Genomic DNA, 22,298 nt, shown 5'->3' with positions numbered 1-22,298 from the left:
GGGGGTCGATCGAATGGGTAATTGACACCTTGCTGTCATTAAGCCACTGTTGCCCACTTTATTGGATCCAACGGGTATGAAGCCATGTCCCAGGCTGTTCCCGGGCGCACTGTCCGCCCTCGGTGGTTCTGGCGCCTGTTGTTTGCGCAGGTCTTGCTGGTGGGCGCTTTTCTGTACATCAGCCTGATTAGCCTCGGTGGCTACCTGTTGATGCTCGGTTTCGATGCCGAACACCCGCAACCGCAGCGCTTGATGGCGCTGGCAGGTGGCGGTCTGATCCTGCTGGTGGGCCTGTGGCTGCTGAAAGTGGCGATGCCGCGGCGTGTCAGCCCGGTGTTGGTCGAACCTGAGCGCTGATAATCTGTTACGGCGTGCGCTGTTGCAGAAGGGTACGCTTGGCTAAGCTAATCAGGTCCCTTTCGCTGTGCCTGTGGAGTTTGCATGGTTTCAGCCGACTGCATCGATCACCCTGTCATGCCCGCCAGCCGCTATGAGCAGCTGGTGCAATCTGTGGTGGATTACGCCATCTACATGCTCGACCCCACCGGCCATGTAGTGTCCTGGAACGCAGGCGCCCAACGAATCAAGGGCTACCGCGCCGAAGAAGTCATCGGCCAGCATTTCTCGCTGTTCTTCACCCCACAGGATTGCGCCGAAGGGCGCCCGGAGCGCCTGCTCAAGCAGGCTCTGGAGCAGGGCGTGGCACAGGACGAAGGCTGGCGTGTGCGCAAGGACGGCACGCAATTCTGGGCCTTGGCCGCGCTCGATGTGATCCGCGACGAACAGGGGCAGATCGTCGGGCTGGCCAAGGTCACCCGTGATATCACCGACCGGCGCGAATCGGCACTGCAGCTCGACGCCGTGCGCGCCCAGTTGTTCCAGGCGCAGAAGCTCGAGGCGCTGGGCCAGCTCACCGGTGGCCTGGCACATGACTTCAACAACCTGCTGACCATCATCATCAACTCGGCGCGCCTGGCGCAGGCCAGCCAGGACCCGGCGCGGGTGCTGCGTATGCTCGGGCATATTCTCGATGCCGGTCAGCGCGGCACCGAGCTGACCCAGCAACTGCTCAGTTTCGCCCGCTACCGGCAGCTCGATGTCTCGCTCATCGACCCGACCACGCTGCTGGATTCCACGCGTGGCTTGCTGGAGCACGCGTTGCCGCGTGAAATCGTGCTGCACGAGAATGTACAGCCCGACCTGCCGCTGATCGAGGTGGATACCGGGCAATTGCAGATGGTGCTACTCAACCTGCTGTTCAATGCCCGTGACGCGATCGGCGAGCGCGGCACAATAGGCCTGGCAGTACGCGCGCTGGAGCTTGCGGGCGAGGTGGAAGGGCTGCACGGCGCATTCGTGTGCTTCGAAATCCGTGACAGCGGGGACGGTATAGACCCTCAGGTACTGCCGCGCATCTTCGAGCCATTCTTCACTACCAAACCTTTCGGCAAGGGCACCGGCCTTGGCCTTAGCCAGGTCTATGGCTTTGCCAAGCAGAGCAATGGCGCCATCAGTGTCGACAGCACGCTCGGCCAAGGCACGTGCATGCGTCTGTATCTGCCGGCCTATCAGCCCAATTCGGGCGCACAAGACGACAGGTAGCCACCATGGTGCAGGCACTCAAGCGGCTGGTCACGGGGATCGAGGGGCTCGATGCGCTGCTCAAGGGCGGCCTGGTGGCGGGTGCTTCCTATATCGTCCAGGGGCCGCCCGGCGCGGGCAAGACCATCCTCGCCAACCAGTTGGCCTGCAGCCATGTGCGCGACGGTGGCAAGGTGCTGGTGGCGACCTTGCTCGCCGAGTCCCACGAGCGCTTGTTCCAGTACCTGGCGACCCTCGAGTTCTTCGACCCGGCCCTGGTCGGTGACCAGATCCAGTTCGTCAGTGCCTTCGATACCCTGGAACAGGAAGGGCTCGATGCAGTGGTCAAGTTGCTGCGCCAGGAAATCGGCAGGCAACAGGCCAGCCTGCTGATCGTCGATGGGGTGCTCAATGCCCGGGTGCGTGCGGAAACCGCCCTGGATACCAAGAAGTTCGTCTCGGAACTGCAGGGGCATGCGGCCTTTGCCGGTTGTACCGTGCTGTTGCTGACCAGTGCTCGGCTCGACGACAACAGCCCGGAACACACCATGGTCGACGGCGTGATCGAGTTGGGCGAGCAGTTAGTTGGTAGCCGAGCGGTGCGCCACGTGCAGTTGCGCAAGACGCGGGGCAGCGGTGCATTGTCCGGGCGTCACGAGTGCCTGATCGATGAATCAGGGATGCACGTATACCCGCGCCTGGAGGCGCTCTACAGTCACCCCACTCAGCTCGGTTCGGCCTCCATGAGCCGGGTTTCCACGGGTGTCGAAGCATTGGATGAAATGCTGGGCGGGGGCCTGACGCTGGGCTCGGTGAGCCTGCTGATGGGGCCCTCGGGGATCGGCAAGACCTCCCTGGGCCTGGCGTTTCTGGCGGCAGCCAGCGCCGAGCAGCCGGCCTTGCATTTTGGCTTTTACGAAACGCCCGCCAGGCTGCGGCTGAAGGCTGCATCGCTGGGCTACGACTTTGCCGCTCAGGAGCGTACGGGCGCTTTGCAGCTGTGCTGGCAACCGACCACCGAAGGCCTGCTGGATCAGGTTGGTGCGCGTTTGCTCAAGCATGTCGAGCAGCAGGGCAGCAAGCGCGTACTGATCGACAGCCTGGGCGCATTCAGCCGCCTGGCGACCGACCCGGCGCGGCTCAATGCGTTCTTCCGGGCCTTGGCCGGCGAGCTGCGGGCGCGGGATGTCAGCGTCATGCTCACCTGGGAAATGCGCGATATCTTCGGCTCGGAAATCACCGCCCCGGCGCCGGACCTGTCGAGCATCGTCGACAACCTCATGCTGATGCGCTTCGTTGAACTGGACTCGCAGTTGCGGCGCATGCTGTCGATCCTGAAAGTGCGTGACAGTCACCACGACCCCGCATTGCACGAGCTGCATATCGGGCCGCAGGGCATCAGCCTGCGCAAGGCGTTCGAGGGTGCCTGCGGCGTGCTTTCGGGTACTCCTGTGCCGCAAGGGGGTGGCTGAGGGAGCCTGCCGATGAACACAATCCTGATCGTCGATGACGAATACCTGATCGCCGATATCCTCGGCTTTGCTCTGGAGGACGAAGGCTTTCTGGTGGAAAAGGCGAGCAACGGGCGCAAGGCCCTGGAGGCGCTGAAGGAAAAGCGTGTGGAGTTGGTGATCACCGACTACATGATGCCGGTACTCAATGGTGAGGAACTGGTGCGGGCGATTCGCGACGAACTGGAGCTGCCTGATTTGCCGGTGATCCTCATGAGCGGCGCCCAGGCCAGCCAAGGGCGCCCGGAGCTTTTCGCTGCAGTCTTCGACAAGCCGTTCGACATGGACAAGTTGATCGCCAAGGTGCGCGAGCTGCTCGGCACCTGAGGTTCAGGTAGCGGCTTGCGCCGGCCATTCGATCAAGCGCGTCCGTGCGGCTTGAAGCGAGGCGCTCAGGTCAGTGTTGGTCGTCGTGCTTTTCCGGGGCCGGGCTGCCGGCCTGGATGCGCTTGAAGATCTCTTCACGGTGCACCTGAACATCCTTTGGTGCATCGATGCCAATCCTCACCTGCATCCCTTTTACGCCCAGAATGGTGACTTTGATGTCATCGTTGATGACGATGCTTTCGCCAACCTTACGGGTGAGTATCAGCATGTAGTTCTCCTTGGTGATGTAGAAATCCGTCGGGCCATTGGGCCGCAGCGGTGGGAGCTTGTCCCTCTTCCTTCTCATTAAAGACGCTTTCGGCGGATAGTAATTCCCCGAAAGACAAATTCTGTTGCGTGTCTTTAGTCGCAGGTGCCGAGGTAAATGCTGTTAAGCGTGTCGGCGAAGGTGCTCGATGGCAAGAATAGGGGGCTTCGGCCTTAATGGGAAATTTCTCTGCATGATGGGGTGAATAGTTCGGCTCAATCATCGGATTTTGCTTCCAGGGCCTGGAGAAACAACAACAAGGCCACCTCTTCGGCATCCAGCCCCTTGCGCACGCGGCGCCCAGGCAAATCGGCCAGGCGCCCCAGGGCATAATGCTCGAGTACGGCAGGGTGGATATAGCAGCGCCGGCACACCGCCGGGGTGTTGCCCAGGCGTGCAGCCACCTGTTTGACGATGGTCGCGACCTGGCGTTTGGCTTCGCTCTCCGGCTCCCAGGCCAGCGGCCTGAGCAGGCTCAGGGCCAGGCTGCTGCCGGCCCAGGTGCGGTAGTCCTTGGCGGTGAAATCGGCACCGGTCAGCTGCTGCAGGTACTGGTTGACCTCGCTCGAGCCAATGCTGTGCCGCTGGCCGTCGTCATCCAGATACTGAAACAGCGCCTGCCCGGGCAGTTCCATGCAGCGCTTGAGCAGGTTGGCCAGGCGCCGGTCACGCAGCGTGACATTGTGCTCCACCCCGCGCTTGCCGCGGAAATGGAAGCGCACGGTGCTGCCCTGTACCTGAACGTGGCGATTGCGCAAGGTGGTCAGCCCATAGGACTGGTTGTCGCGCAGGTAGCGCTGGTTGCCAATGCGGATCAGCGTGTGGTCGAGCAGGCTCACCACCAGCGCCATGACTTTTTCTCGATCCAGGCCTGGGCGGGCCAGGTGTGCTTGCAGTTGTGCGCGCAGTTTTGGCAGGGCCTGGGCAAAGGCCAGCATGCGCCCGTACTTGTGCTGGTCGCGCAGTTCGCGCCACTGGGCGTGATAGCGGTACTGTTTGCGACCGCGAGCGTCGCGGCCGGTGGCTTGCAGGTGGCCTTGCGGGTCGCTGCAGATCCACACATCGGTGTAGGCGGGCGGGATCACTAGCGCGGCGATGCGCGCCAGGGTTTCGCTGTCGCGCACGCGCTGCCCCTGGGCATCGAGGTAGATGAAGCGGTCGCGCCAGCGACGCCGGGTCAGGCCCGGCTGGCTGTCGTCGACATAGTGCAGGCTGGGTGGCAGAGGGCAGTCGAGCATCGGCGGCAGGCCTCGATCAGGTCACTGATCAATGGACAACAGCCGCTTCGATCATGCTCAGCCCAGTAGTGCCACCGACTTGATTTGCGCGAACAGCGCCTGGCCCGTGTGCAGGTCAAGCTGGTCTGCCGAGAAGCGGGTGATGCGTGCCAGCAAGGCATTGCCACCGGCATCCAGGCTCACCAGCACATGTGCCGGGTTGTCCGCCGGGCGCGTTTCGCGCACCCGCACCGGCAGGCGGTTGAGAATGCTTGAGGTACTGTCGGCGCGCAGGGCCAGGCTCACATCGCGGGCCTGGACCTTGACTCGCAAGGTGCTGCCCATGCTGTGCGCCGGATGGGCAATGCGCAGCAACGGCGCGTCACTGCCGGGCAGGCGCAGGTCGAGCAGGTCGTAGTGCGGATCATGGCCGACGACCATGCCCTCGAAGACCACCCCGGCGTCCTCGCCCTGGGCCAGTGACAGGTCAAGGCGGGCCAAAGTCTCGCCGATCGGCCCGCTGGCCATGGCCCGGCCTTGCTCCAGCAGCACCAGGTGGTCGGCCAGCCGCGCCACTTCGTCCTGGGCATGGCTGACGTACACCAGCGGGATGTCCAGTTCGTCGTGCAGGCGTTCGAGGTACGGCAGGATCTCGCGCTTGCGTGGCCCGTCGAGTGCCGCCAGCGGCTCGTCCATCAGCAGCAACCGCGGGCTGCTGAGCAATGCCCGGGCAATGCCGACCCGTTGTGCCTCGCCGCCCGACAAGGTGGCCGGCTTGCGTTCGAGCAGGTGGCCGATGCCCAGCAGCTGGCATGCCTGGTCGAGGCTGACCTTGCGCTCGGCCACGGCGATGCGCCGCCAGCCGAACTCCAGATTGCCGCGCACCGACAGGTGCGGGAACAGGCTGGCCTCCTGAAACACGTAGCCCACCGGGCGCAGGTGCGGTGCCAGGAAGTGGCCACGGGTGCTGTCTTCCCAGACCTCACCGTTGACCTCGATATACGCACTGGCTGCCCGCTCCAGGCCGGCCAGGCAGCGCAGGCACGAAGTCTTTCCCGAGCCGGAGTGGCCAAACAGCGCGCTGATGCCGCGCCCGGGCAGTTGCAGGTCGACATCAAGGGTGAAGTCGTCGCGCGCCAGTTGCAGGCGCGCCACAATTGATCCGGTCATTTCAGCTCCAGCCCGCCTTGCTACGGCGCCCAGCGTAAAGCAGGAGCAGCACGAGGAACGAGAACACCAGCATGGCACCGGCCAGCCAGTGAGCTTGCGAATATTCCATGGCCTCGACGTGATCGAAGATCTGCACCGAGACCACACGGGTCTTGTCGGGGATATTGCCACCGATCATCAACACCACGCCGAATTCGCCCACGGTATGGGCAAAGCCGAGGATGCCTGCGGTGACGAAACCGGGGCGGGCCAGCGGCAGCACCACATGGACGAAGGTGTCCCAGGGGCTGGCACGCAGGGTCGCGGCCACTTCCAGCGGGCGCTGGCCGATGGCCCCGAAAGCGTTTTGCAGCGGCTGCACCACGAACGGCATGGAGTACACCGTCGAGCCGATCACCAGGCCCGTGAAGCTGAATACCACGGTACCCAGGCCCAATGCCTGGGTCGCCTGGCCGAGCCAGCCGTGCGGGCCGAGGGCGATCAGCAGGTAGAAGCCGATCACCGTCGGTGGCAGCACCAGTGGCAACGCCACCACCGCGCCCACCGGCCCGCGTAGCCACGAGCGCGTGCGCGCCAGCCACCAGGCGATGGGCGTGCCGACGATCAGCAGGATCAGCGTGGTCAGGCTGGCCAGTTTGATGGTCAGCCAGACCGCGCCGAAGTCACTGGCGTCCAGTGGCATCAGATTTCATAACCGTAGGACTTGATCACCGCGGCCGCTTTCGGGCCTTTCAGGTAGTCGACCAGGGCCTTGGCGGCAGCGTTGTCCTTGCCTTTGTTGAGGATGACCGCGTCCTGCTTGATCGGCTCGTGCAGGTTGGCGGGCACGATCCAGGCCGAACCTTCGGTCACCTTGCCATCCTTGTAGACCTGCGACAGGGCAACGAAGCCCAGTTCGGCGTTGCCGGTGGAGACGAACTGGAAGGCCTGGGTAATGTTCTGGCCTTCGACGATCTTGCTCTTGGTGGCCTCGGTCAGCTTCAGCTTGTCCAGCACCTGGGTGGCGGCCAGGCCGTAAGGCGCGGCTTTGGGGTTGGCGATTGACAGGTGCTGGAACTGGTTTTTCTTCAGCACTTCACCCTTGCTGTCCACGTAGCCCGGCTTGGCCGACCACAGGGCCAGGGTGCCGGTGGCGTAGGTGAAGCGCGAGCCCGGGACGATTTCCTTTTCCTCTTCCAGCTTCTTCGGGGTGCTGTCGTCGGCGGCGAGGAACACTTCGAACGGCGCGCCGTTCTTGATCTGCGCGTAAAACTGCCCGGTGGCGCCATAGGCGGCGACCAGTTTGTGGCCGGTGTCCTTCTCGAAGTCCTTGGCGATGGCCTGGATCGGCGCGGTGAAGTTCGCCGCGACTGCGACCTGCACCTCGTCGGCCCAGGCGCTGTTGAGGGAAATCAGGCTGGCCAGGGCAGTGGCGGCCAAGTGGAACGGGCGGATACGCATGAAGACAGCTCCTTGAGGTGGTTATCGTTATGGTGTGAACTATATAGCGATAAGCCATTTGTCGGGAAGGGGCTGGAGGAGGAGTTATAACCTGGGAGTCAGGTATTGGCAGTGCTGGCCTCTTCGCGTCGAACCGCCGCGAAGAGGCCGGCACTGGATGAAAACCTTATCGAGCAATCTGCGCCAATGCCTTTGAAGCAATCTCCCGGGTCAGCTGCTCAGCCGGCATATGCCGGCCCAGGCGCAATGCCTGCCCCGACCACAGGTTGCTGAAATCGCTGTTGCCTTGGGCATCGGTAATCGCCCGCAGTGGCATCAGAGCGCCGCCGGCCAGAGGGAAGCGTGGCGCCAGTTCGCTCATCGGCCCCAGCTCGCGCATGATGCGGTTGTTGATGCCACGCGCCGGGCGCCCGGTGAACAGGTTGGTCAACGCCGTGTCGCTGGCCGGTGCGCTGTCCAATGCCCGGCGGTGGGCAGGGGAGACCTTGGCTTGCGGGCAGAACAGGTAGGCCGTGCCGATTTGCACCGCGCTGGCGCCCAGTGCCAGGGCTGCCACCAAGCCACGGTGGTCGCCGATGCCGCCAGCAGCGATCACCGGCAGCCGCACCGCATCGGCGATCTGCGGCACCAGGGCGAAGGTGCCGATCTGGCTGGTGATGTCGTCGCTGAGGAACATGCCGCGATGGCCGCCGGCTTCATAGCCCATGGCGATGATTGCATCGCAGCCGTTGGCTTCGAGCCACAGCGCTTCTTCTACCGTGGTGGCGCTGGACAGCACCTTGGCACCGCTGGCCTTTACCCGCCGCAGCAGCGCGGCTTGCGGCAAGCCGAAGTGAAAGCTCACCACCTCCGGTCGCAATTGCTCGACCAGCATGCAGCTCTGTTCATCGAAGGGGGCGCGATTGGAAACGGGCGTAGGCGCGGCGAAGTCGGCGCCGACTTCGGCGTAGTACGGTTTCAATGCCTGCTTCCAGCGGGCATCCCGCTCAGGGTCGGGGGCTGGCGGCTGGTGGCAGAAGAAGTTCAGGTTCAGTGGCAGGCCAGGGCAGGCGGCGCGAAACGCTTCGATCTCGCCACGCAGCTGCTCGCCGCTGAGCATGGCGCAGGGCAAGGCGCCCAGGCCACCCGCGCTGGCCACGGCAATGGCCATGGCCGAACCGCTGGCACCGGCCATTGGCGCCTGGAGAATGGGCAACTCGATGCCCAGCAGATCGAGGATACGACGGTCGGGCCAGTTGCTCATGCGCTTCTCCTTGTTGCTGCCTTACAGTGCTTTGCTCACCTGGATGTCGCTGATCTTCTCGGCGTCTTCGCCGTGGATCTTGCGCAGGGCTTCCATGGCCTGCTCGTGGGAGGCGTCTGCCATCACCGCGAAGTCCCAGCGGCGCTGGCCGTCGAGCTTGTACTTGATGACGTATTTGATGTTCTGGGTCATGGTGGGCCTTATCCGAGTTTCGACGACGAGCGGCGGATGATCTTGATCTTGTGGGTCAGGGTCGGCTTGCGCGTTACCGAGATCGGGCGGCTGGTCACGGTATCGATGGTGATGTTCCAGAAACCGGTGCTGGGCACGGTGATCTTGGCCGGGAAGCGCTCGAAGTGGCCGCCATGGTAGGTGTGCCGGCCGCCGTTCTTGAAGCTGCGGAAATTGGCGTCGTTCATCAGGCGGATGTTGCAGCGCTGGGAGCACTCGATGACGACGATATCGTCCTCGTTGAGGTGCTCGCGCTGGTGTACGAATTTCATGGGGTGCTCCGCAAAGATTGGTTCTGCAAACGCGAAAGATACCACGATGTCGGCTTACGCTGCCGCGCCTGATGGCACCAGGCAGATAAAACGGCCAAGACGGGGAGCAAAACCGCCTGGCTGTTGTCCTACGCTCTCTTGTCATTCGAGGTGCGTCAAATGAAGTGGATGGTGGCGGCGTTGTTCCTTGCGCTGGGCGGTTGTGTCAGCGTTTCGGAACTTGAGCAATCCCATGAAACCCTGGATGTCATGTCTGGCAAGACCCCCCGCGAATATGCCGATTGCGTCAAGGCGCACCTGGCCAAGTCCCGTGACCCATTGGTCGAGGAACAGCGCGGTGACGGCCTGCGCCTTGTCGTGCCGCAAAAGTACACGGCAAGCACCGGGCCGGCAGCGCTGGTCGACATCCACAAGCGCGGCAGCGGCAGCAGCATCAAGCTGCATGAGCGCCTGAACAACTTCCCGCTGCGCCTGGGTGACGTGCGCACGGCAGCGACGGAGTGCATCTCTGGCAGTTGATCTGGCTCAACGGATCCTCGGTTAAAAGGCCAATAGCCATCCCTTGGTCGGCTTGAGCGTTGTTGCGAATTCCCTTACAGGGCTAGTATCCATTTGCTTATGTTTTTTGAGCCTAAGCTTATAACAAAAGAAATGGAGATTCGTGATGACACCGTTGAGTCGCGTCGTGATCGGCAGCCTGCTGATCCTGGCCTGGCCCGCGGCGCATGCCGCCGATGGCCAGAAAGTCTTTACCCAGGGCGGGTCCAACCCCGCCGCCATGGCCTGCCTGGGTTGCCATGGTCCGGACGGCAAAGGGGTTGCCGCCGCAGGGTTCCCCCGCCTGGCTGGCCTGCCGGCCGGCTACCTGAGCAAGCAGTTGCATGACTGGCGCAATGGCAGCCGCCAGCAGCCGGTCATGGCGCCGCTGGCCAAAGCCCTGAGCATCGATGAGATCGAGGCCGTCAGCCACTACCTGGCGGGGCTGCCAGGTGATCCTGCCCCAGACCTGCGCCGCCAGCAAATAGCAAGCAACCCCACCGAACGCCTGGCCCTCTACGGTGACTGGAGCCGGCAGATCCCCGGTTGCGTGCAGTGCCATGGCCCGGGCGGCAGCGGCGTCGGTGAGCATTTCCCACCATTGGCCGGGCAGCCTGCTGCCTACCTGATGGCACAGCTCAACGCCTGGCGTGATGGCAGCCGCAGCAATGACCCCAACCAGTTGATGGCAGGCGTGGCGAAGGCCATGACCGACGCCGAAGTCAAGGCGATTGCCGAGTACTTCGCCCAACCCGCCAGCCCGGAGGTCAAGCCATGAGAACCCTGTTGCCAACCTTACTGCTGCTGGCTGCGAGCAATACCTTTGCCAACCAGGCGCCCATCGCCATGGAAGACCAGTCGCAACTGAAGGTCCCCGGTGCCCATGCCGCGCCACAGTTCGCACCGCCTGCCGAAAGCGAGCTGCCGGACAACGCCTTTGGCAAGATGGTCCGCGAGGGCCACGCACTGTTCGTCGATACCCGCCGGCTGATGCCGGAGGCCGTGGGCAATGGCATGAACTGCAGCAATTGCCACCTCGACCAGGGCCGCCTGGCGCACTCAGCGCCGCTGTGGGGCGCCTATCCGATGTACCCGGCCTACCGCAAGAAGAACGACAAGGTGAACACCTTTGCCGAGCGCATCCAGGGCTGCTTCCAGTTCAGCATGAACGGCAAGCCGCCAGCTGCCGACAGCCCGCAGATGACCGCATTGTCGGTTTACGCCTACTGGCTTTCGACCAAGGCGCCCACTGCTGTGGAAATCGCCGGTCGCGGCTACCCCGAGGTGCCACAGCCAAAAGGCGGCTACGACTTCAAGCGCGGCCAGCAGGTCTACCGCGAACAGTGCGCCATCTGTCACGGTGACAACGGCGAGGGGCAGCAGGTGGCCGGTGAATATGTGATGCCGCCACTCTGGGGCAAGGACTCCTACAACTGGGGCGCTGGCATGCACCGGATCAATACCGCGGCATCGTTCATCAAGTACAACATGCCACTGGGCAAGCCGGGCAGCCTGAGCGATCAGCAAGCCTGGGACGTGGCCGCCTGGGTCAACCGCCACGAGCGCCCCCAGGACCCGCGCCTGGTGGACGGTTCCATCGAGAAGACACGGCTGAAGTTCCACGCCAACGACGGCGTCAACCTGTATGGCCAGCAGGTCGACGGGGTGCTGGTCGGGCAGGGCAGCGGTAGCTGAAAGCACGTTGCGCCGGCCTTTTCGCGGCTGCCGCGCAGGGGCCGGATGACGGGAATTTCACGAACGTTTTGGAACTATCTACACTGGGTTATCTCTATGATGGCAGCGGTCGTCACAGGCAGGGCATTGTAAGCTGCATGCCGCCTGATTAGACTGCGCCGAATTCCACAGGCCTCGCCTATGTTTAAGGATGTTTATGATCAAGAAATGCTTGTTCCCGGCAGCCGGTTACGGCACTCGCTTCCTGCCTGCTACCAAAGCCATGCCCAAGGAAATGCTGCCGGTGGTCAACAAGCCACTGATCCAGTATGGCGTTGAAGAAGCATTGGATGCTGGTCTGAACGAGATTTCCATCGTCACCGGCCGCGGCAAGCGCGCTCTGGAAGACCACTTCGACATCAGCTACGAGCTGGAAAACCAGATCAAGGGCACCGACAAGGAAAAATACCTGGTCGGTATCCGTCGCCTGCTCGACGAGTGCTCGTTCTCCTACACCCGCCAGACCGAAATGAAAGGCCTGGGCCACGCCATCCTGACCGGCCGCCCGCTGATCGGTGACGAGCCGTTTGCCGTGGTGCTGGCCGACGACCTGTGCGTCAACCTCGAAGGTGATGGCGTGCTCGCGCAGATGGTCGCGCTGTACAAGAAGTACCGCTGCTCGATCGTCGCCATCCAGGAAGTCGACCCGCAGGAAACCAACAAGTACGGCGTCATCGCCGGTGAAGAGATCAAGGACGGCATCTTCCGCGTTGACTCCATGGTCGAGAAGCCGAAGCCGGAAGACGCACCATCCAACCTGGCGATCATCGGCCGCTACATCCTGACCCCGGACATCTTCGAGAAAATCGAACAGACCGAGCCGGGCAAAGGTGGCGAGATCCAGATCACCGACGCGCTGATGAAGCAGGCTGCCGAAGGCAACGTGATCGCCTACAAGTTCAAGGGCAAGCGTTTCGACTGCGGTGGCGCCGAAGGCTACATCGAGGCGACCAACTTCTGCTTCGAGAACTTCTACAAGGCCGGCAAGGCGTACTGATACGCCAGCGCAGGTTCAAGGAGCCACCCTTCGGGGTGGCTTTTTTGTTTGCGGCGGCCAACGGCGTTATGCTGGGCGCCAGCCAAGGAGACTGAATACATGGCCTACGATTTTGATCTGTTCGTGATTGGCGCCGGTTCCGGCGGTGTGCGTGCGGCGCGCTTCGCTGCGGGCTTCGGTGCAAAAGTGGCAGTGGCCGAGAGCCGCTACCTGGGTGGCACCTGCGTCAACGTCGGTTGCGTGCCGAAGAAACTGCTGGTGTACGGCGCCCATGTCGCCGATGAGCTGGAGCAGGCCGCAGGCTTCGGCTGGACCCTCGAAGAGGGCCACTTCGACTGGGGCACGCTGATTGCCAACAAGAACCGCGAGATCGAGCGCCTCAATGGCATCTACCGCAACCTGCTGGTGAACAGCGGCGTCACCTTGCTGCAAGGCCATGCCCGCATCACCGGCGCCAACGAAGTGGAAGTGGACGGCCAGCGCTACAGCGCCGAGCACATCCTGATTGCCACCGGCGGCTGGCCGCAGGTGCCGGACATCCCGGGCAAGGAACTGGCCATCACCTCCAACGAGGCGTTTTACCTCAAGGATTTGCCGCGCCGCGTGCTGGTGGTCGGCGGTGGTTACATCGCCGTCGAATTCGCCGGCATCTTCCAGGGCCTGGGCGCCGACACCACCTTGCTGTATCGCGGTGACCTGTTCCTGCGCGGCTTCGACGGCTCGGTGCGTACCCACCTCAAGGAAGAGCTGGAAAAGCGCGGCCTGAACCTGCAGTTCAACGCCGACATCCAGCGCATCGACAAGCTTGACGACGGCAGCCTGAAAGCCACCCTCAAGGACGGCCGCGAGCTGCTCGCCGATTGCGTGTTCTACGCCACTGGTCGGCGCCCGATGCTCGACAACCTGGGCCTGGAAAACACCGGTGTGGAGCTGGACGCCCGCGGCTTCATTCGCGTCGATGAGCAGTACCAGACCACCGCACCGTCGATCCTCGCCATTGGCGACGTGATCGGCCGCGTGCAGCTCACCCCGGTGGCGTTGGCCGAAGGCATGGCCGTGGCGCGGCGCCTGTTCAAGCCTGAGCAATACCGCCCGGTGGATTACCAGAACATCCCGACTGCCGTGTTCAGCCAGCCACCGATCGGTACCGTCGGCCTGACTGAAGAGCAGGCACTGGAAGCTGGGCACAAGGTGCAGATCTTCGAAAGCCGCTTCCGCGCCATGAAGCTGACCCTTACCGACATCCAGGAAAAGACCCTGATGAAGCTGGTGGTGGATGCCGAGACCGACAAGGTGCTGGGCTGCCACATGGTCGGCCCGGATGCCGGCGAGATCATCCAGGGCCTGGGTGTTGCCTTGAAGGCTGGCGCGACCAAGTTGCAGTTCGACGAGACCATCGGCGTACACCCGACGGCTGCCGAAGAGTTTGTCACCATGCGCACCGTCACCCGCTGATCGCACCTGGCGCTGTGCTTTGTGTGGGAGCGGCTTTGCCGGGGCGCCGAACCGGGCGGAAAGGGCTGCAGAGCAGCCCCAGCAACATCAGCTTTGACGCCGATACCCTGGGGCCGCTTTGCGGCCCTTTCGCGACGCAAGGCCGCTCCCACAAGATCCATTGCTCAGCCCATTCCCTTCTATTAATTATCTGCGGTTATAGCCAAAACCAATCACAAGCATGAGCTTTGCCAATGAGCCTTTATGGGGATCAGCGGTTAGGATTCTCTCCATCAACTGATTCCAACCCCATGAAGGAGCGTCTCTCATGCCAATCATCAACAGCCAGGTCAAACCGTTCAACGCCACCGCCTACCACAAGGGCGAGTTCGTTCAGGTCAGCGAAGCCGACCTGAAAGGCAAGTGGTCCGTCGTGTTCTTCTACCCGGCCGACTTCACCTTCGTCTGCCCGACCGAGTTGGGTGACCTCGCCGACAACTACGCCGAGTTCCAGAAGCTGGGCGTGGAAATCTACGGTGTGTCGACCGACACCCACTTCACCCACAAAGCCTGGCACGACACTTCGGACACCATCGGCAAGATCCAGTACCCACTGATCGGTGACCCGACCCACGTCATCTCGCGCAACTTCGACGTACTGATCGAAGAAGCCGGCCTGGCGGACCGCGGTACCTTCGTGATCAACCCGGAAGGCCAGATCAAGATCGTCGAACTGAACGACGGTGGTGTTGGCCGCGACGCAGCCGAGCTGCTGCGCAAGGTGAAGGCTGCCCAGTACGTTGCCGCTCACCCAGGTGAAGTCTGCCCGGCCAAGTGGAAAGAAGGCGAAGCTACTCTCGCTCCTTCCCTGGACCTCGTAGGCAAGATCTAAGGTCATGCGCAAGTTGCGGGCGGTGAGCAGCCGCCAAAGCTGAAGTACCCACCGCCCCGTAAAAACGCCCGGGCGAACTCGCCTGGGCGTTTTTGTATCCGAGTTTTGAAAAAGGAATCGCCCGTATGTTGGACGCCACGCTTAAATCGCAACTGAAAACCTACCTGGAGCGGGTCACCCAGCCGATCGAGATCGTTGCCTCCCTCGACGACGGCGCGAAGTCCCGCGAATTGCACGACCTGCTGGTGGAAATCGCCGGCCTGTCGAACCTCATTACCTTCAGCGCGGATGGCAGCGATGCCCGTCGTCCTTCGTTCTCGCTGAACCGCCCGGGATCCGATATCAGCCTGCGCTTCGCCGGCATCCCCATGGGCCACGAATTCACCTCGCTGGTGCTGGCATTGCTGCAAGTCGGTGGCCACCCGTCCAAGGCCAGTGCCGAAGTGATCGAGCAGATCCAGGCGCTGGAAGGCGAATTCACCTTTGAAACCTACTTCTCGCTGTCGTGCCAGAACTGCCCGGACGTGGTCCAGGCGCTGAACCTGATGGCCGTGCTCAACCCCAACGTGCGGCACGTGGCTATCGACGGTGCGTTGTTCCAGGATGAAGTCGAGTCGCGCAAGATCATGGCGGTGCCGAGCATCTACCTGAACGGCGAATTGTTCGGCCAGGGCCGCATGGGCCTTGAAGAGATCCTCGGCAAGATCGACACCAATGCCGGCAGCCGCCAGGCCGAGAAGATCAACGCCAAGGACGCCTTCGACGTGCTGGTGGTCGGTGGTGGCCCAGCCGGTGCTGCAGCGGCCATCTACGCCGCACGCAAAGGCATCCGTACCGGTGTGGCTGCCGAGCGTTTCGGCGGCCAGGTGCTCGACACCCTGGCCATCGAGAACTTCATCTCGGTGCAGGAAACCGAAGGGCCGAAGCTGGCCACGGCACTGGAAGAGCACGTCAAGCAGTACGACGTCGACATCATGAACCTGCAGCGCGGCGAAGCGCTGATTCCGGCTACCGACGGCGGGCTGCATGAAGTGCGCCTTGCCAGCGGCGCCTCGCTCAAGGCCAAGACGGTAATCCTCGCCACTGGCGCCCGCTGGCGCGAAATGAATGTGCCGGGCGAGCAGGAATACCGCTCCCGTGGCGTGGCCTACTGCCCGCACTGCGACGGCCCGCTGTTCAAGGGCAAACGTGTGGCGGTGATTGGCGGCGGCAACTCGGGTGTGGAAGCGGCCATTGACCTGGCGGGTATCGTTGCCCAGGTGACGCTGATCGAGTTCGACAGCCAGTTGCGTGCCGACGCGGTGCTACAGCGCAAGCTGCACAGCCTGCCGAACGTCAAGGTGATCACCAGCGCGTTGACAACCGAAGTGGTCGGCAATGGTGAAAAAGTGACGGGCTTGCGTTACAAGGATCGCACCACCGATGAGGTGCATGACCTGGCGCTGGAAGGCATCTTCGTGCAGATCGGCCTGCTGCCGAACACTGATTGGCTCAAGGGCACTGTCGAGCTGTCGCCGCGTGGCGAGATCATCGTCGACGCCAAGGGCCAGACCAGTGTGGCGGGTGTGTTTGCCGCAGGTGACGTGACCACTGTGCCGTACAAGCAGATCGTTATCGCGGTGGGCGAGGGTGCCAAGGCCTCGCTGGCGGCGTTCGATCACCTGATCCGCACTTCGGCGCCGGCGTAAGCCTGTACCGGCCTCTTCGCGGCTAAAGCCGCCCCCACAGGTACAGCGCAGGCCTTATGGGCGGTGATTTCCCTGTAGGAGCGGCTTTAGCCGCGAAAGGGCCGGTACCAGCAATGCAAAAACTGAGGGTGTCTATGATTACTGCAGACACCCTCAGGAACCTGACCCATGACCCTGATCAGCCGCGAACCCTGGTGGCTAGTCCCCCCCAAGCCCGGGCAGAAAGAGCAGGACCTGCACTGGGGCTACCTCGAGATCTACGCCGACGGCCGCACTGTGTTCGTCGACCAGCGCCCCACAGAGCGGGAGCTGGCCGAGCGCAAGAGCTGTCGCAACTTCCCCGACCCTGAGCAGTAGCGGCTTCAGCCTTCCAACTCGGCCAGGCGTGCTTCCAGCGCGGCGATTCGCGCTTCCAACGCTTCGATACGCTCTTCCGAAACGCTGGTGCCACTGCTGCGAGCACCGCCTTCCTGCTGGCGCGCCGCCAGAATCGCCTCGATTTCCGCCGGGTCACCGAGGGCGTGGGTATAGCGGTCTTCCCGCTGCCCGGCCTGGCGTGGCAGGTGCAGGGCCAGGTCGCGGGAAATCAGGCGTTCGAGCTGGTGCTGGATCTGTTCGGTGTCGTCGAAGTCGTGCAGGCGGTTGCTACGGGTCAGCAGTTCGTTAAGGGTCTGTGGCCCGCGCAGGAACATCAGGCCCATCAGCACCAGCTGCGCCGGTACCAGCTCCAGGGCCTTGTCCACCCGCTGCTCCCAACGGTCGGCGCGGCTGCCCATCTGCAGGCGGGTCATGTCCTGGCTCTCGAGGGCGCGCAGGGCCTGGCCGACCTGGCCCTGGGTGAGGTTCATCACAGGTTCCCGGCTGGTCTTCTGGTTACAGGCCAGGACCAGGGCGTTGAGGGTCAGCGGGTAGCTTTCCGGGCTGGTGGCCTGCTTCTCGATCAGCGCGCCAAGAATGCGGATCTCGATGTTGCTGAAGCGGCCTTCACCTGCGGTTTCGTGTTCTGACATGGCCCTGTCTCATTACTGGGGAAAGGCCACTAGCGTAGGTAATGCCGCGGTGTAAGGCAATTGGCTACAGGCATGCGCGTTGCTCTTGTAGGAGCGGCCTCGCCGGGGCGCCGGACCGGTCGGAAAGGGCCGCAAAGCGGCCCCGGCAATCTCAAATGCTGCGACGTTCTTCAGCCATGCAAGCCGCCGCCGTAAACAGCACATCCGTCGAAGAATTCAGTGCCGTCTCCGCCGAATCCTGCAGCACGCCAATGATGAAGCCGACCGCCACCACCTGCATGGCAATCTCGCTGGGGATGCCGAACAGGCTGCACGCCAGCGGAATCAGCAGCAACGACCCGCCGGCCACGCCCGAAGCACCACAGGCACAAACCGCCGCCACCACGCTCAGCAGCACGGCGGTCGGCAAGTCGACTGGAATGCCCAAGGTATGCACCGCCGCCAGGGTCAGCACGGTGATGGTGATTGCCGCGCCTGCCATGTTGATGGTCGCACCCAGCGGGATCGACACCGAATAGGTGTCCTCATGCAGCCCCAGGCGCTCCGACAGTGCCAAGTTGACCGGAATGTTGGCCGCCGAACTGCGGGTGAAGAACGCGGTGATGCCGCTTTCGCGCAGGCACAGCAACGTCAGCGGGTAAGGGTTGCGGCGGATCTTCCAGAACACGATAAGCGGGTTCATCACCAGCGCCACGAACAGCATGCTGCCGATCAGCACGGCCAGCAGGTGCAGGTAGCCGAGCAGGGCGCTCAGGCCGGACTGGGCCAGGGTCGAGCTGACCAGGCCGAAGATGCCCAGTGGGGCGAAGCGGATGACCACCCGCACGATCAGGGTCACGCCATTGGACAGGTCCTCGACCACGGTGCGGGTGGTTTCGCCGGCGTGGCGCAGGGCCACACCCAGGCCAATGGCCCAGGTCAGCACGCCGATGAAGTTGGCATTGAGCAAGGCGTTGACCGGGTTGTCGACCGCGCTCAACAGCAGGTTTTGCATTACCTCGGCGATGCCGCCCGGCGCGCTGAGCGTCGCTTCGCCGGTACTCAGGGCCAGCTGCGAAGGGAACAGCATGCTGGCGACCACGGCCACCACGGCGGCGGCGAAGGTACCCAGCAAGTACAGCCAGAGGATCGGGCGGATGTGGGTTTCCTGGCCGTGGCGATGGTTGGCGATCGACGCCATGACCAGGATGAACACCAGCACCGGCGCGACGGCCTTCAGGGCGCTGACGAACACTTTGCCGAGGAAGCCCAGGTCACGGGCGATGGCAGGTGCCAGCAGGGCCAGGGCGATGCCGGCGACCAGGCCGATGACGATCTGGGTCACCAGGCTGGTGCGGTTGAGGAGTCGGAAAACAGGAGTCATGTACAGCGGTATCTCGGCGTTTGCATAAAGGGCGCGATTTTACCATAGACCCTTGGTGGGCAGGTCTGACCTCTTCGCGGGCAAGTCGGGGCGCCACCACTACCAATGAAACAGCTCCCGCCGCGCCCCCTCGGTAATCGCCAGGATCCCCGGGTGCTTGACCTTGCGCTCCACCGAAATGGCATAGAACGACTCATGCACCGCCTCGGTCTGGCCAATCAACTCGACGCCATACTGGCGGCACACTTCTTCGGCAATCACGCTGGGCGCGACGAAAACCCCGCTGCCCGACTGCCCGAATGCCTGCATCAGTGCACTGTCATCGAACTCGCCAACAATCCTCGGCTGCACCTGTTGCTCACCCAGCCAGCGCACCAGGCGGCTGCTCACCACGGTTTCCGGGCCGGGAATCAACAGTGGAGCATCCTGCAGGCAGGCGGGGAAGGGGCCGGCATGCTGCCTGGCCAGGGCCGGGGTAGCGAAGAAGCTCAGGCCGCATTCGCCGAGCTTCTGGCTATAGCCCTTGATATCCAGGTGGCTGGGCATCGGGCTGTCGGAAATCACCAGGTCCAGGCGCTGGATCGCCAGGTCTGCCAGCAGCCGTTCGAGCTTGTCTTCGCGGCAGTTGATGCGCAATACCTCGTCCAGCTCCATGGTCGGTGCCAGCAGGCGATAGACGATCGACTTCGGCACCACATCGGCCACCCCCACGCGAAACAGGATCTGCTCTTGCGGGCCAGCCCTGAGCATGGCCTCCAGTTCGCCGCCGATCTGGAACATCTGCTCGGCGTAAACCAGCGTCTGGCGGCCGGTCTCGGTCAGTTCCAGTTGCCGGCCGACGCGCTGGAACAGCTCCAGCCCATAGGTCTGCTCGAACAGGCTGATCTGCCCGCTGATGGTCTGTGGGGTCAGGTTCAGCTGTTCGCTGGCGCGAGCGATGCTGCCAGTCTTGGCCACGGCCCAGAAGTAGTGGAGCTGGCGGTAGTTGAGCACGAGCGCAGGTCCCGATTCGAAAAAACCGAAGTATACACGCTGAAAATACGAATTTTCCTGAGGTATTGGCGTCTCTAGAATGCGACCCCATCAGGCGCTACGCGCCGCCGGGATTTTTCAAGCGAGGACACCATGCTGCAACTCAAATCCATTGGCACACCGTTGGTGCTGGCCCTGGCGCTGTTTACCCTGGCCGGTTGCGACCAGGCCGAGAAGTCTGCCCAGCAGATGCTCGACCAGGCCGCGCAGTCCGCCAAGCAGGCCATCGACGACACCAACAAGGCCGCCCAGCAGGCATTGAGCGAGGCCATCGGCAGCGAGGGCCACAAGCCCAAGGACGCCGAAAAGAAAGCATCCACCCAGGAAATCTGACCCTTAACCGCCGCTGCAGGATTTGAACAATGGAATACTTGCTGGAACTCGCCGCTAGCCCTACCGCCTGGGTCGCCCTGGCTACCCTGGTGGCCATGGAAGTGGTACTGGGCATCGACAACCTGATCTTCATCTCGATCCTGACCAACAAACTGCCGGTGGAGTACCGCTCCAAGGCACGCCGTATCGGTATCAGCATGGCCCTGGTCATGCGCCTGGCCCTGCTCAGCACCGTGGCCTGGATCGTTCAGTTGACCGACCCGGTGTTCGAGGTGTTCGGCAACGCCTTCTCCTGGAAGGACGTGATCCTGATTGCCGGCGGCCTGTTCCTGCTGTGGAAGGCCACCAAAGAGATTCACGAGAACGTCGACCCGCACGGTGCCAAGGAAGAAGCCAAGGTCTCTTCCACGGTTACCCTGGGCTTCGCTGCGGCGATCTTCCAGATCCTGCTGCTGGACATCGTCTTCTCGGTCGACAGCATCATCACCGCCGTGGGCATGACCGAGCACCTGCCGATCATGATCATTGCCGTGATTACCGCCGTGATCGTCATGATGGTGGCTGCCGACCCGCTGGCCAACTTCATCAACGACAACCCGACAGTGGTCATGCTGGCCCTGGGCTTCCTGATCATGATCGGCATGACGCTGATCGCCGAAGGTTTTGGCGCCCATGTACCGAAAGGTTATGTGTATGCGGCGATGGCCTTCTCGACGGTGATCGAGATCCTCAACATCCTGGCTCGCCGGGCGCGGCTCAAGCGCGAAGCAGCTGAAGGCTGATGTAATAAAAACGGGGCGCTCTTTGCGCCCCGTTCGCATACAGGTGAAGAAACCTCAATGCACCCCGGCATGCCGCCGTGCCCTGCGCACTGGCTGCGCCTTGGCCGGGGCCTGCGGTGGCAGGTGGTGGTGCTGGGAATGACGCCGCACGATACGCAGAACACCCCACAGCATGGCGGCCGCGACGCTCAGCCACATACCTACCAGCATGAGGATTGCCATGGTCAGGCTCATGTGTGCCTCCTTCTCTTGGGCAACCTGCGGTTTGCCCTCCAGACACTGCTTTAGTCTAGCTGCCCGCCCGTGACGTTCCATTGACCAAAGGTCGATTGCTTAAGCCGATTGGTTCCGTTCTATTGTCGGACTATACCCGAGCAACGCAGCGCCCTATGATCGGTGGCCAGAGCCGGGCGCTGCCTGCCTGGCATCGGAACAAGCGAGTGCCCATGGAGCAACATTCCTGCAAGAGCTGGTTGACCGTCCCACGTCAGCTGTTGGCCGCCTGCCTGGTGGCCGCCACCCTGGGCGGTTGTGCCAGCGCACCACCTGCCAGCCTCAAGGGCATGCCGCAGCGGGTCGAAATCAGCAGCGTGCCGTTCTACCGCGGCAATGCCAACCACAGCGGGGCGATGGCCCTGGCCGCGCTATTGTCGCAGCAAGGCGCGCCGATTACCCCGGGGTTGCTGGACAAGCCGCTGAACCTGCCGAAGGGGGCCGAGGCGCTGGAAACCAGCATCCCGCGTGTGGCGCGTGAGTACGGCATGGTCGTGTACCCGCTGGACAAGCAACTGGATGCCTTGCTGGCCCAGGTGGCTGCTGGCAATCCGGTGCTGTTGCGTTACGAGGAAGGTTCGGCGTGGTGGAGCGAACCGCGTTATGCGGTGCTGATTGGCTATGACAGCTTCAAGAAGCGTGTGCTGCTGCGCTCGGGGATGCATCGGCGTCAGCTGATGGCGTTCGACGACTTTGCCTCGGCGTGGGCGAAGGAGGGGAGCTGGGCAGTGCTGGTGCAGCCGCCGCGCCAGCTGCCGGCCCAGGTGGACCGCCAGCGTTGGCTACAGGCTGCCGACGAACTGGCCCGGGCGGGCCAGGAGGTTGCAGCAAAGCAGGCCGTGCGCAGCCTGAACAAATAGTTCTACCTGCGCCGCCTCATCGCGGGCAAGCCCGCTCCTACAGGGACTGCGCTGGTTTCGAACC

The 22,298-nt window shown here is 63.1% G+C and carries 27 protein-coding genes; 15 read left to right on the top strand and 12 right to left on the bottom strand.

Annotated features, from left to right (window positions below; genetic code table 11):
- Window positions 1-84 precede the first annotated feature (84 nt).
- The 4 genes from BUQ73_RS16475 (at window position 85) to BUQ73_RS16460 (ending at window position 3,419) form a co-directional block, all read left to right on the top strand.
- Window positions 85-357 (top strand): hypothetical protein, encoded by a 273-nt coding sequence (locus tag BUQ73_RS16475; RefSeq protein ID WP_079228867.1) that lies wholly within the window; start codon window positions 85-87, stop codon window positions 355-357.
- An 84-nt stretch (window positions 358-441) separates the two neighbouring features.
- Window positions 442-1,602, top strand: a complete 1,161-nt coding sequence (locus tag BUQ73_RS16470; protein WP_079228866.1) for a two-component system sensor histidine kinase NtrB — start codon at window positions 442-444, stop codon at window positions 1,600-1,602.
- Between the two features lie 5 nt (window positions 1,603-1,607).
- Window positions 1,608-3,053 (top strand): ATPase domain-containing protein, encoded by a 1,446-nt coding sequence (locus BUQ73_RS16465; RefSeq protein ID WP_079228865.1) that lies wholly within the window; start codon window positions 1,608-1,610, stop codon window positions 3,051-3,053.
- A 12-nt stretch (window positions 3,054-3,065) separates the two neighbouring features.
- The gene (locus BUQ73_RS16460) at window positions 3,066-3,419 is read left to right on the top strand and encodes a response regulator (RefSeq protein WP_079228864.1); all 354 of its coding nucleotides are present in this window, start codon (window positions 3,066-3,068) and stop codon (window positions 3,417-3,419) included.
- Window positions 3,420-3,489: 70 nt separating this feature from the next.
- Here the strand turns inward: BUQ73_RS16460 and csrA are convergent, their stop codons facing one another.
- From csrA to BUQ73_RS16425, 8 genes are all read right to left on the bottom strand, one after another.
- The gene (csrA, locus tag BUQ73_RS16455) at window positions 3,490-3,687 is read right to left on the bottom strand and encodes a carbon storage regulator CsrA (protein ID WP_012315047.1); all 198 of its coding nucleotides are present in this window, start codon (window positions 3,685-3,687) and stop codon (window positions 3,490-3,492) included.
- A gap of 254 nt (window positions 3,688-3,941) precedes the next feature.
- Window positions 3,942-4,964, bottom strand: a complete 1,023-nt coding sequence (locus BUQ73_RS16450) for a DNA topoisomerase IB (RefSeq protein ID WP_079228863.1) — start codon at window positions 4,962-4,964, stop codon at window positions 3,942-3,944.
- A gap of 57 nt (window positions 4,965-5,021) precedes the next feature.
- Entirely contained in the window at window positions 5,022-6,113 is a 1,092-nt protein-coding gene (gene modC / locus BUQ73_RS16445) for a molybdenum ABC transporter ATP-binding protein (protein WP_079228862.1), read from the bottom strand.
- 1 nt (window position 6,114) lies between these two features.
- The gene (gene modB / locus BUQ73_RS16440) at window positions 6,115-6,795 is read right to left on the bottom strand and encodes a molybdate ABC transporter permease subunit (RefSeq protein ID WP_079228861.1); all 681 of its coding nucleotides are present in this window, start codon (window positions 6,793-6,795) and stop codon (window positions 6,115-6,117) included.
- The gene (modA, locus tag BUQ73_RS16435) at window positions 6,795-7,553 is read right to left on the bottom strand and encodes a molybdate ABC transporter substrate-binding protein (protein WP_079228860.1); all 759 of its coding nucleotides are present in this window, start codon (window positions 7,551-7,553) and stop codon (window positions 6,795-6,797) included. The genes modB and modA overlap by 1 nt, the downstream gene beginning before the upstream one ends.
- A gap of 166 nt (window positions 7,554-7,719) precedes the next feature.
- Window positions 7,720-8,796 (bottom strand): NAD(P)H-dependent flavin oxidoreductase, encoded by a 1,077-nt coding sequence (locus BUQ73_RS16430; protein WP_079228859.1) that lies wholly within the window; start codon window positions 8,794-8,796, stop codon window positions 7,720-7,722.
- 21 nt (window positions 8,797-8,817) lie between these two features.
- Window positions 8,818-8,988 carry a hypothetical protein gene (locus BUQ73_RS28505; RefSeq protein ID WP_165837353.1) on the bottom strand — a complete coding sequence of 57 codons (171 nt, stop codon included), beginning with the start codon at window positions 8,986-8,988 and terminating at the stop codon, window positions 8,818-8,820.
- An 8-nt stretch (window positions 8,989-8,996) separates the two neighbouring features.
- Window positions 8,997-9,299 (bottom strand): DUF1883 domain-containing protein, encoded by a 303-nt coding sequence (locus BUQ73_RS16425; RefSeq protein ID WP_027920533.1) that lies wholly within the window; start codon window positions 9,297-9,299, stop codon window positions 8,997-8,999.
- A 159-nt stretch (window positions 9,300-9,458) separates the two neighbouring features.
- On the opposite strand from BUQ73_RS16425, the gene BUQ73_RS16420 reads away from it, so the two are divergent.
- The 8 genes from BUQ73_RS16420 (at window position 9,459) to BUQ73_RS16385 (ending at window position 16,938) form a co-directional block, all read left to right on the top strand.
- Window positions 9,459-9,818 (top strand): hypothetical protein, encoded by a 360-nt coding sequence (locus BUQ73_RS16420; protein ID WP_079228858.1) that lies wholly within the window; start codon window positions 9,459-9,461, stop codon window positions 9,816-9,818.
- A gap of 145 nt (window positions 9,819-9,963) precedes the next feature.
- Window positions 9,964-10,614 carry a c-type cytochrome gene (locus BUQ73_RS16415; RefSeq protein ID WP_079228857.1) on the top strand — a complete coding sequence of 217 codons (651 nt, stop codon included), beginning with the start codon at window positions 9,964-9,966 and terminating at the stop codon, window positions 10,612-10,614.
- Window positions 10,611-11,531, top strand: a complete 921-nt coding sequence (locus BUQ73_RS16410; protein ID WP_079228856.1) for a c-type cytochrome — start codon at window positions 10,611-10,613, stop codon at window positions 11,529-11,531. The genes BUQ73_RS16415 and BUQ73_RS16410 overlap by 4 nt, the downstream gene beginning before the upstream one ends.
- Before the next feature lie 196 nt (window positions 11,532-11,727).
- Window positions 11,728-12,567, top strand: a complete 840-nt coding sequence (gene galU, locus BUQ73_RS16405; protein WP_012273146.1) for a UTP--glucose-1-phosphate uridylyltransferase GalU — start codon at window positions 11,728-11,730, stop codon at window positions 12,565-12,567.
- A 99-nt stretch (window positions 12,568-12,666) separates the two neighbouring features.
- Window positions 12,667-14,022: a glutathione-disulfide reductase gene (gorA, locus tag BUQ73_RS16400; RefSeq protein WP_079228855.1), complete on the top strand. Its 1,356-nt coding sequence runs from the start codon at window positions 12,667-12,669 to the stop codon at window positions 14,020-14,022.
- A 307-nt stretch (window positions 14,023-14,329) separates the two neighbouring features.
- On the top strand, window positions 14,330-14,893 hold the full coding sequence (gene ahpC / locus BUQ73_RS16395; protein WP_004375926.1) for an alkyl hydroperoxide reductase subunit C: 564 nt from the start codon (window positions 14,330-14,332) through the stop codon (window positions 14,891-14,893).
- Window positions 14,894-15,018: 125 nt separating this feature from the next.
- Complete coding sequence (gene ahpF, locus BUQ73_RS16390) at window positions 15,019-16,581, top strand: alkyl hydroperoxide reductase subunit F (protein WP_079228854.1); 1,563 nt, start codon at window positions 15,019-15,021, stop codon at window positions 16,579-16,581.
- A gap of 168 nt (window positions 16,582-16,749) precedes the next feature.
- The gene (locus BUQ73_RS16385; protein ID WP_027920526.1) at window positions 16,750-16,938 is read left to right on the top strand and encodes a hypothetical protein; all 189 of its coding nucleotides are present in this window, start codon (window positions 16,750-16,752) and stop codon (window positions 16,936-16,938) included.
- Window positions 16,939-16,943: 5 nt separating this feature from the next.
- Here the strand turns inward: BUQ73_RS16385 and BUQ73_RS16380 are convergent, their stop codons facing one another.
- The 3 genes from BUQ73_RS16380 to nhaR form a co-directional block, all read right to left on the bottom strand.
- Window positions 16,944-17,591 (bottom strand): YceH family protein, encoded by a 648-nt coding sequence (locus BUQ73_RS16380; protein ID WP_079228853.1) that lies wholly within the window; start codon window positions 17,589-17,591, stop codon window positions 16,944-16,946.
- A 151-nt stretch (window positions 17,592-17,742) separates the two neighbouring features.
- Window positions 17,743-18,954 (bottom strand): serine/threonine transporter SstT, encoded by a 1,212-nt coding sequence (gene sstT / locus BUQ73_RS16375; protein WP_079228852.1) that lies wholly within the window; start codon window positions 18,952-18,954, stop codon window positions 17,743-17,745.
- A gap of 99 nt (window positions 18,955-19,053) precedes the next feature.
- Entirely contained in the window at window positions 19,054-19,947 is an 894-nt protein-coding gene (gene nhaR / locus BUQ73_RS16370; protein ID WP_079228851.1) for a transcriptional activator NhaR, read from the bottom strand.
- Window positions 19,948-20,079: 132 nt separating this feature from the next.
- On the opposite strand from nhaR, the gene BUQ73_RS16365 reads away from it, so the two are divergent.
- Window positions 20,080-20,319: a hypothetical protein gene (locus BUQ73_RS16365; RefSeq protein ID WP_079228850.1), complete on the top strand. Its 240-nt coding sequence runs from the start codon at window positions 20,080-20,082 to the stop codon at window positions 20,317-20,319.
- Between the two features lie 29 nt (window positions 20,320-20,348).
- Window positions 20,349-21,101, top strand: coding sequence for a TerC family protein (locus BUQ73_RS16360; protein WP_016391529.1), 753 nt, complete (start codon window positions 20,349-20,351; stop codon window positions 21,099-21,101).
- 54 nt (window positions 21,102-21,155) lie between these two features.
- Here the strand turns inward: BUQ73_RS16360 and BUQ73_RS16355 are convergent, their stop codons facing one another.
- Window positions 21,156-21,335, bottom strand: a complete 180-nt coding sequence (locus BUQ73_RS16355) for a hypothetical protein (RefSeq protein ID WP_027920521.1) — start codon at window positions 21,333-21,335, stop codon at window positions 21,156-21,158.
- Between the two features lie 155 nt (window positions 21,336-21,490).
- Here BUQ73_RS16355 and BUQ73_RS16350 point away from each other — a divergent pair, with 155 nt between their 5' ends.
- Window positions 21,491-22,234, top strand: coding sequence for a peptidase C39 family protein (locus BUQ73_RS16350; RefSeq protein WP_079228849.1), 744 nt, complete (start codon window positions 21,491-21,493; stop codon window positions 22,232-22,234).
- The last annotated feature ends 64 nt before the right edge of the window (window positions 22,235-22,298 follow it).

Origin of the sequence: Pseudomonas putida (assembly GCF_002025705.1) — a bacterium.
Taxonomy (GTDB): domain Bacteria; phylum Pseudomonadota; class Gammaproteobacteria; order Pseudomonadales; family Pseudomonadaceae; genus Aquipseudomonas; species Aquipseudomonas putida_J.
The sequence above is the reverse complement of the archived record's forward strand: the minus strand, read 5'-3'. Positions and strand labels throughout refer to the sequence as shown.

Coding starts and splice junctions, on each gene's coding strand:
- BUQ73_RS16460 (WP_079228864.1), top strand. CDS start 3,066: ATGAACACAATCCTGATCGTCGATGACGAATACCTGATCGCCGATATC.
- BUQ73_RS16410 (WP_079228856.1), top strand. CDS start 10,611: ATGAGAACCCTGTTGCCAACCTTACTGCTGCTGGCTGCGAGCAATACC.
- modA (WP_079228860.1), bottom strand. CDS start 7,553: ATGCGTATCCGCCCGTTCCACTTGGCCGCCACTGCCCTGGCCAGCCTG.
- BUQ73_RS16450 (WP_079228863.1), bottom strand. CDS start 4,964: ATGCTCGACTGCCCTCTGCCACCCAGCCTGCACTATGTCGACGACAGC.
- BUQ73_RS16355 (WP_027920521.1), bottom strand. CDS start 21,335: ATGAGCCTGACCATGGCAATCCTCATGCTGGTAGGTATGTGGCTGAGC.
- BUQ73_RS16365 (WP_079228850.1), top strand. CDS start 20,080: ATGCTGCAACTCAAATCCATTGGCACACCGTTGGTGCTGGCCCTGGCG.
- BUQ73_RS16360 (WP_016391529.1), top strand. CDS start 20,349: ATGGAATACTTGCTGGAACTCGCCGCTAGCCCTACCGCCTGGGTCGCC.
- BUQ73_RS16430 (WP_079228859.1), bottom strand. CDS start 8,796: ATGAGCAACTGGCCCGACCGTCGTATCCTCGATCTGCTGGGCATCGAG.
- BUQ73_RS16475 (WP_079228867.1), top strand. CDS start 85: ATGTCCCAGGCTGTTCCCGGGCGCACTGTCCGCCCTCGGTGGTTCTGG.
- modC (WP_079228862.1), bottom strand. CDS start 6,113: ATGACCGGATCAATTGTGGCGCGCCTGCAACTGGCGCGCGACGACTTC.
- BUQ73_RS16420 (WP_079228858.1), top strand. CDS start 9,459: ATGAAGTGGATGGTGGCGGCGTTGTTCCTTGCGCTGGGCGGTTGTGTC.
- sstT (WP_079228852.1), bottom strand. CDS start 18,954: ATGACTCCTGTTTTCCGACTCCTCAACCGCACCAGCCTGGTGACCCAG.
- BUQ73_RS16350 (WP_079228849.1), top strand. CDS start 21,491: ATGATCGGTGGCCAGAGCCGGGCGCTGCCTGCCTGGCATCGGAACAAG.
- BUQ73_RS16415 (WP_079228857.1), top strand. CDS start 9,964: ATGACACCGTTGAGTCGCGTCGTGATCGGCAGCCTGCTGATCCTGGCC.
- BUQ73_RS16380 (WP_079228853.1), bottom strand. CDS start 17,591: ATGTCAGAACACGAAACCGCAGGTGAAGGCCGCTTCAGCAACATCGAG.
- galU (WP_012273146.1), top strand. CDS start 11,728: ATGATCAAGAAATGCTTGTTCCCGGCAGCCGGTTACGGCACTCGCTTC.
- BUQ73_RS28505 (WP_165837353.1), bottom strand. CDS start 8,988: ATGACCCAGAACATCAAATACGTCATCAAGTACAAGCTCGACGGCCAG.
- BUQ73_RS16385 (WP_027920526.1), top strand. CDS start 16,750: ATGACCCTGATCAGCCGCGAACCCTGGTGGCTAGTCCCCCCCAAGCCC.
- ahpF (WP_079228854.1), top strand. CDS start 15,019: ATGTTGGACGCCACGCTTAAATCGCAACTGAAAACCTACCTGGAGCGG.
- gorA (WP_079228855.1), top strand. CDS start 12,667: ATGGCCTACGATTTTGATCTGTTCGTGATTGGCGCCGGTTCCGGCGGT.
- BUQ73_RS16465 (WP_079228865.1), top strand. CDS start 1,608: ATGGTGCAGGCACTCAAGCGGCTGGTCACGGGGATCGAGGGGCTCGAT.
- BUQ73_RS16425 (WP_027920533.1), bottom strand. CDS start 9,299: ATGAAATTCGTACACCAGCGCGAGCACCTCAACGAGGACGATATCGTC.
- BUQ73_RS16470 (WP_079228866.1), top strand. CDS start 442: ATGGTTTCAGCCGACTGCATCGATCACCCTGTCATGCCCGCCAGCCGC.
- modB (WP_079228861.1), bottom strand. CDS start 6,795: ATGCCACTGGACGCCAGTGACTTCGGCGCGGTCTGGCTGACCATCAAA.
- ahpC (WP_004375926.1), top strand. CDS start 14,330: ATGCCAATCATCAACAGCCAGGTCAAACCGTTCAACGCCACCGCCTAC.
- csrA (WP_012315047.1), bottom strand. CDS start 3,687: ATGCTGATACTCACCCGTAAGGTTGGCGAAAGCATCGTCATCAACGAT.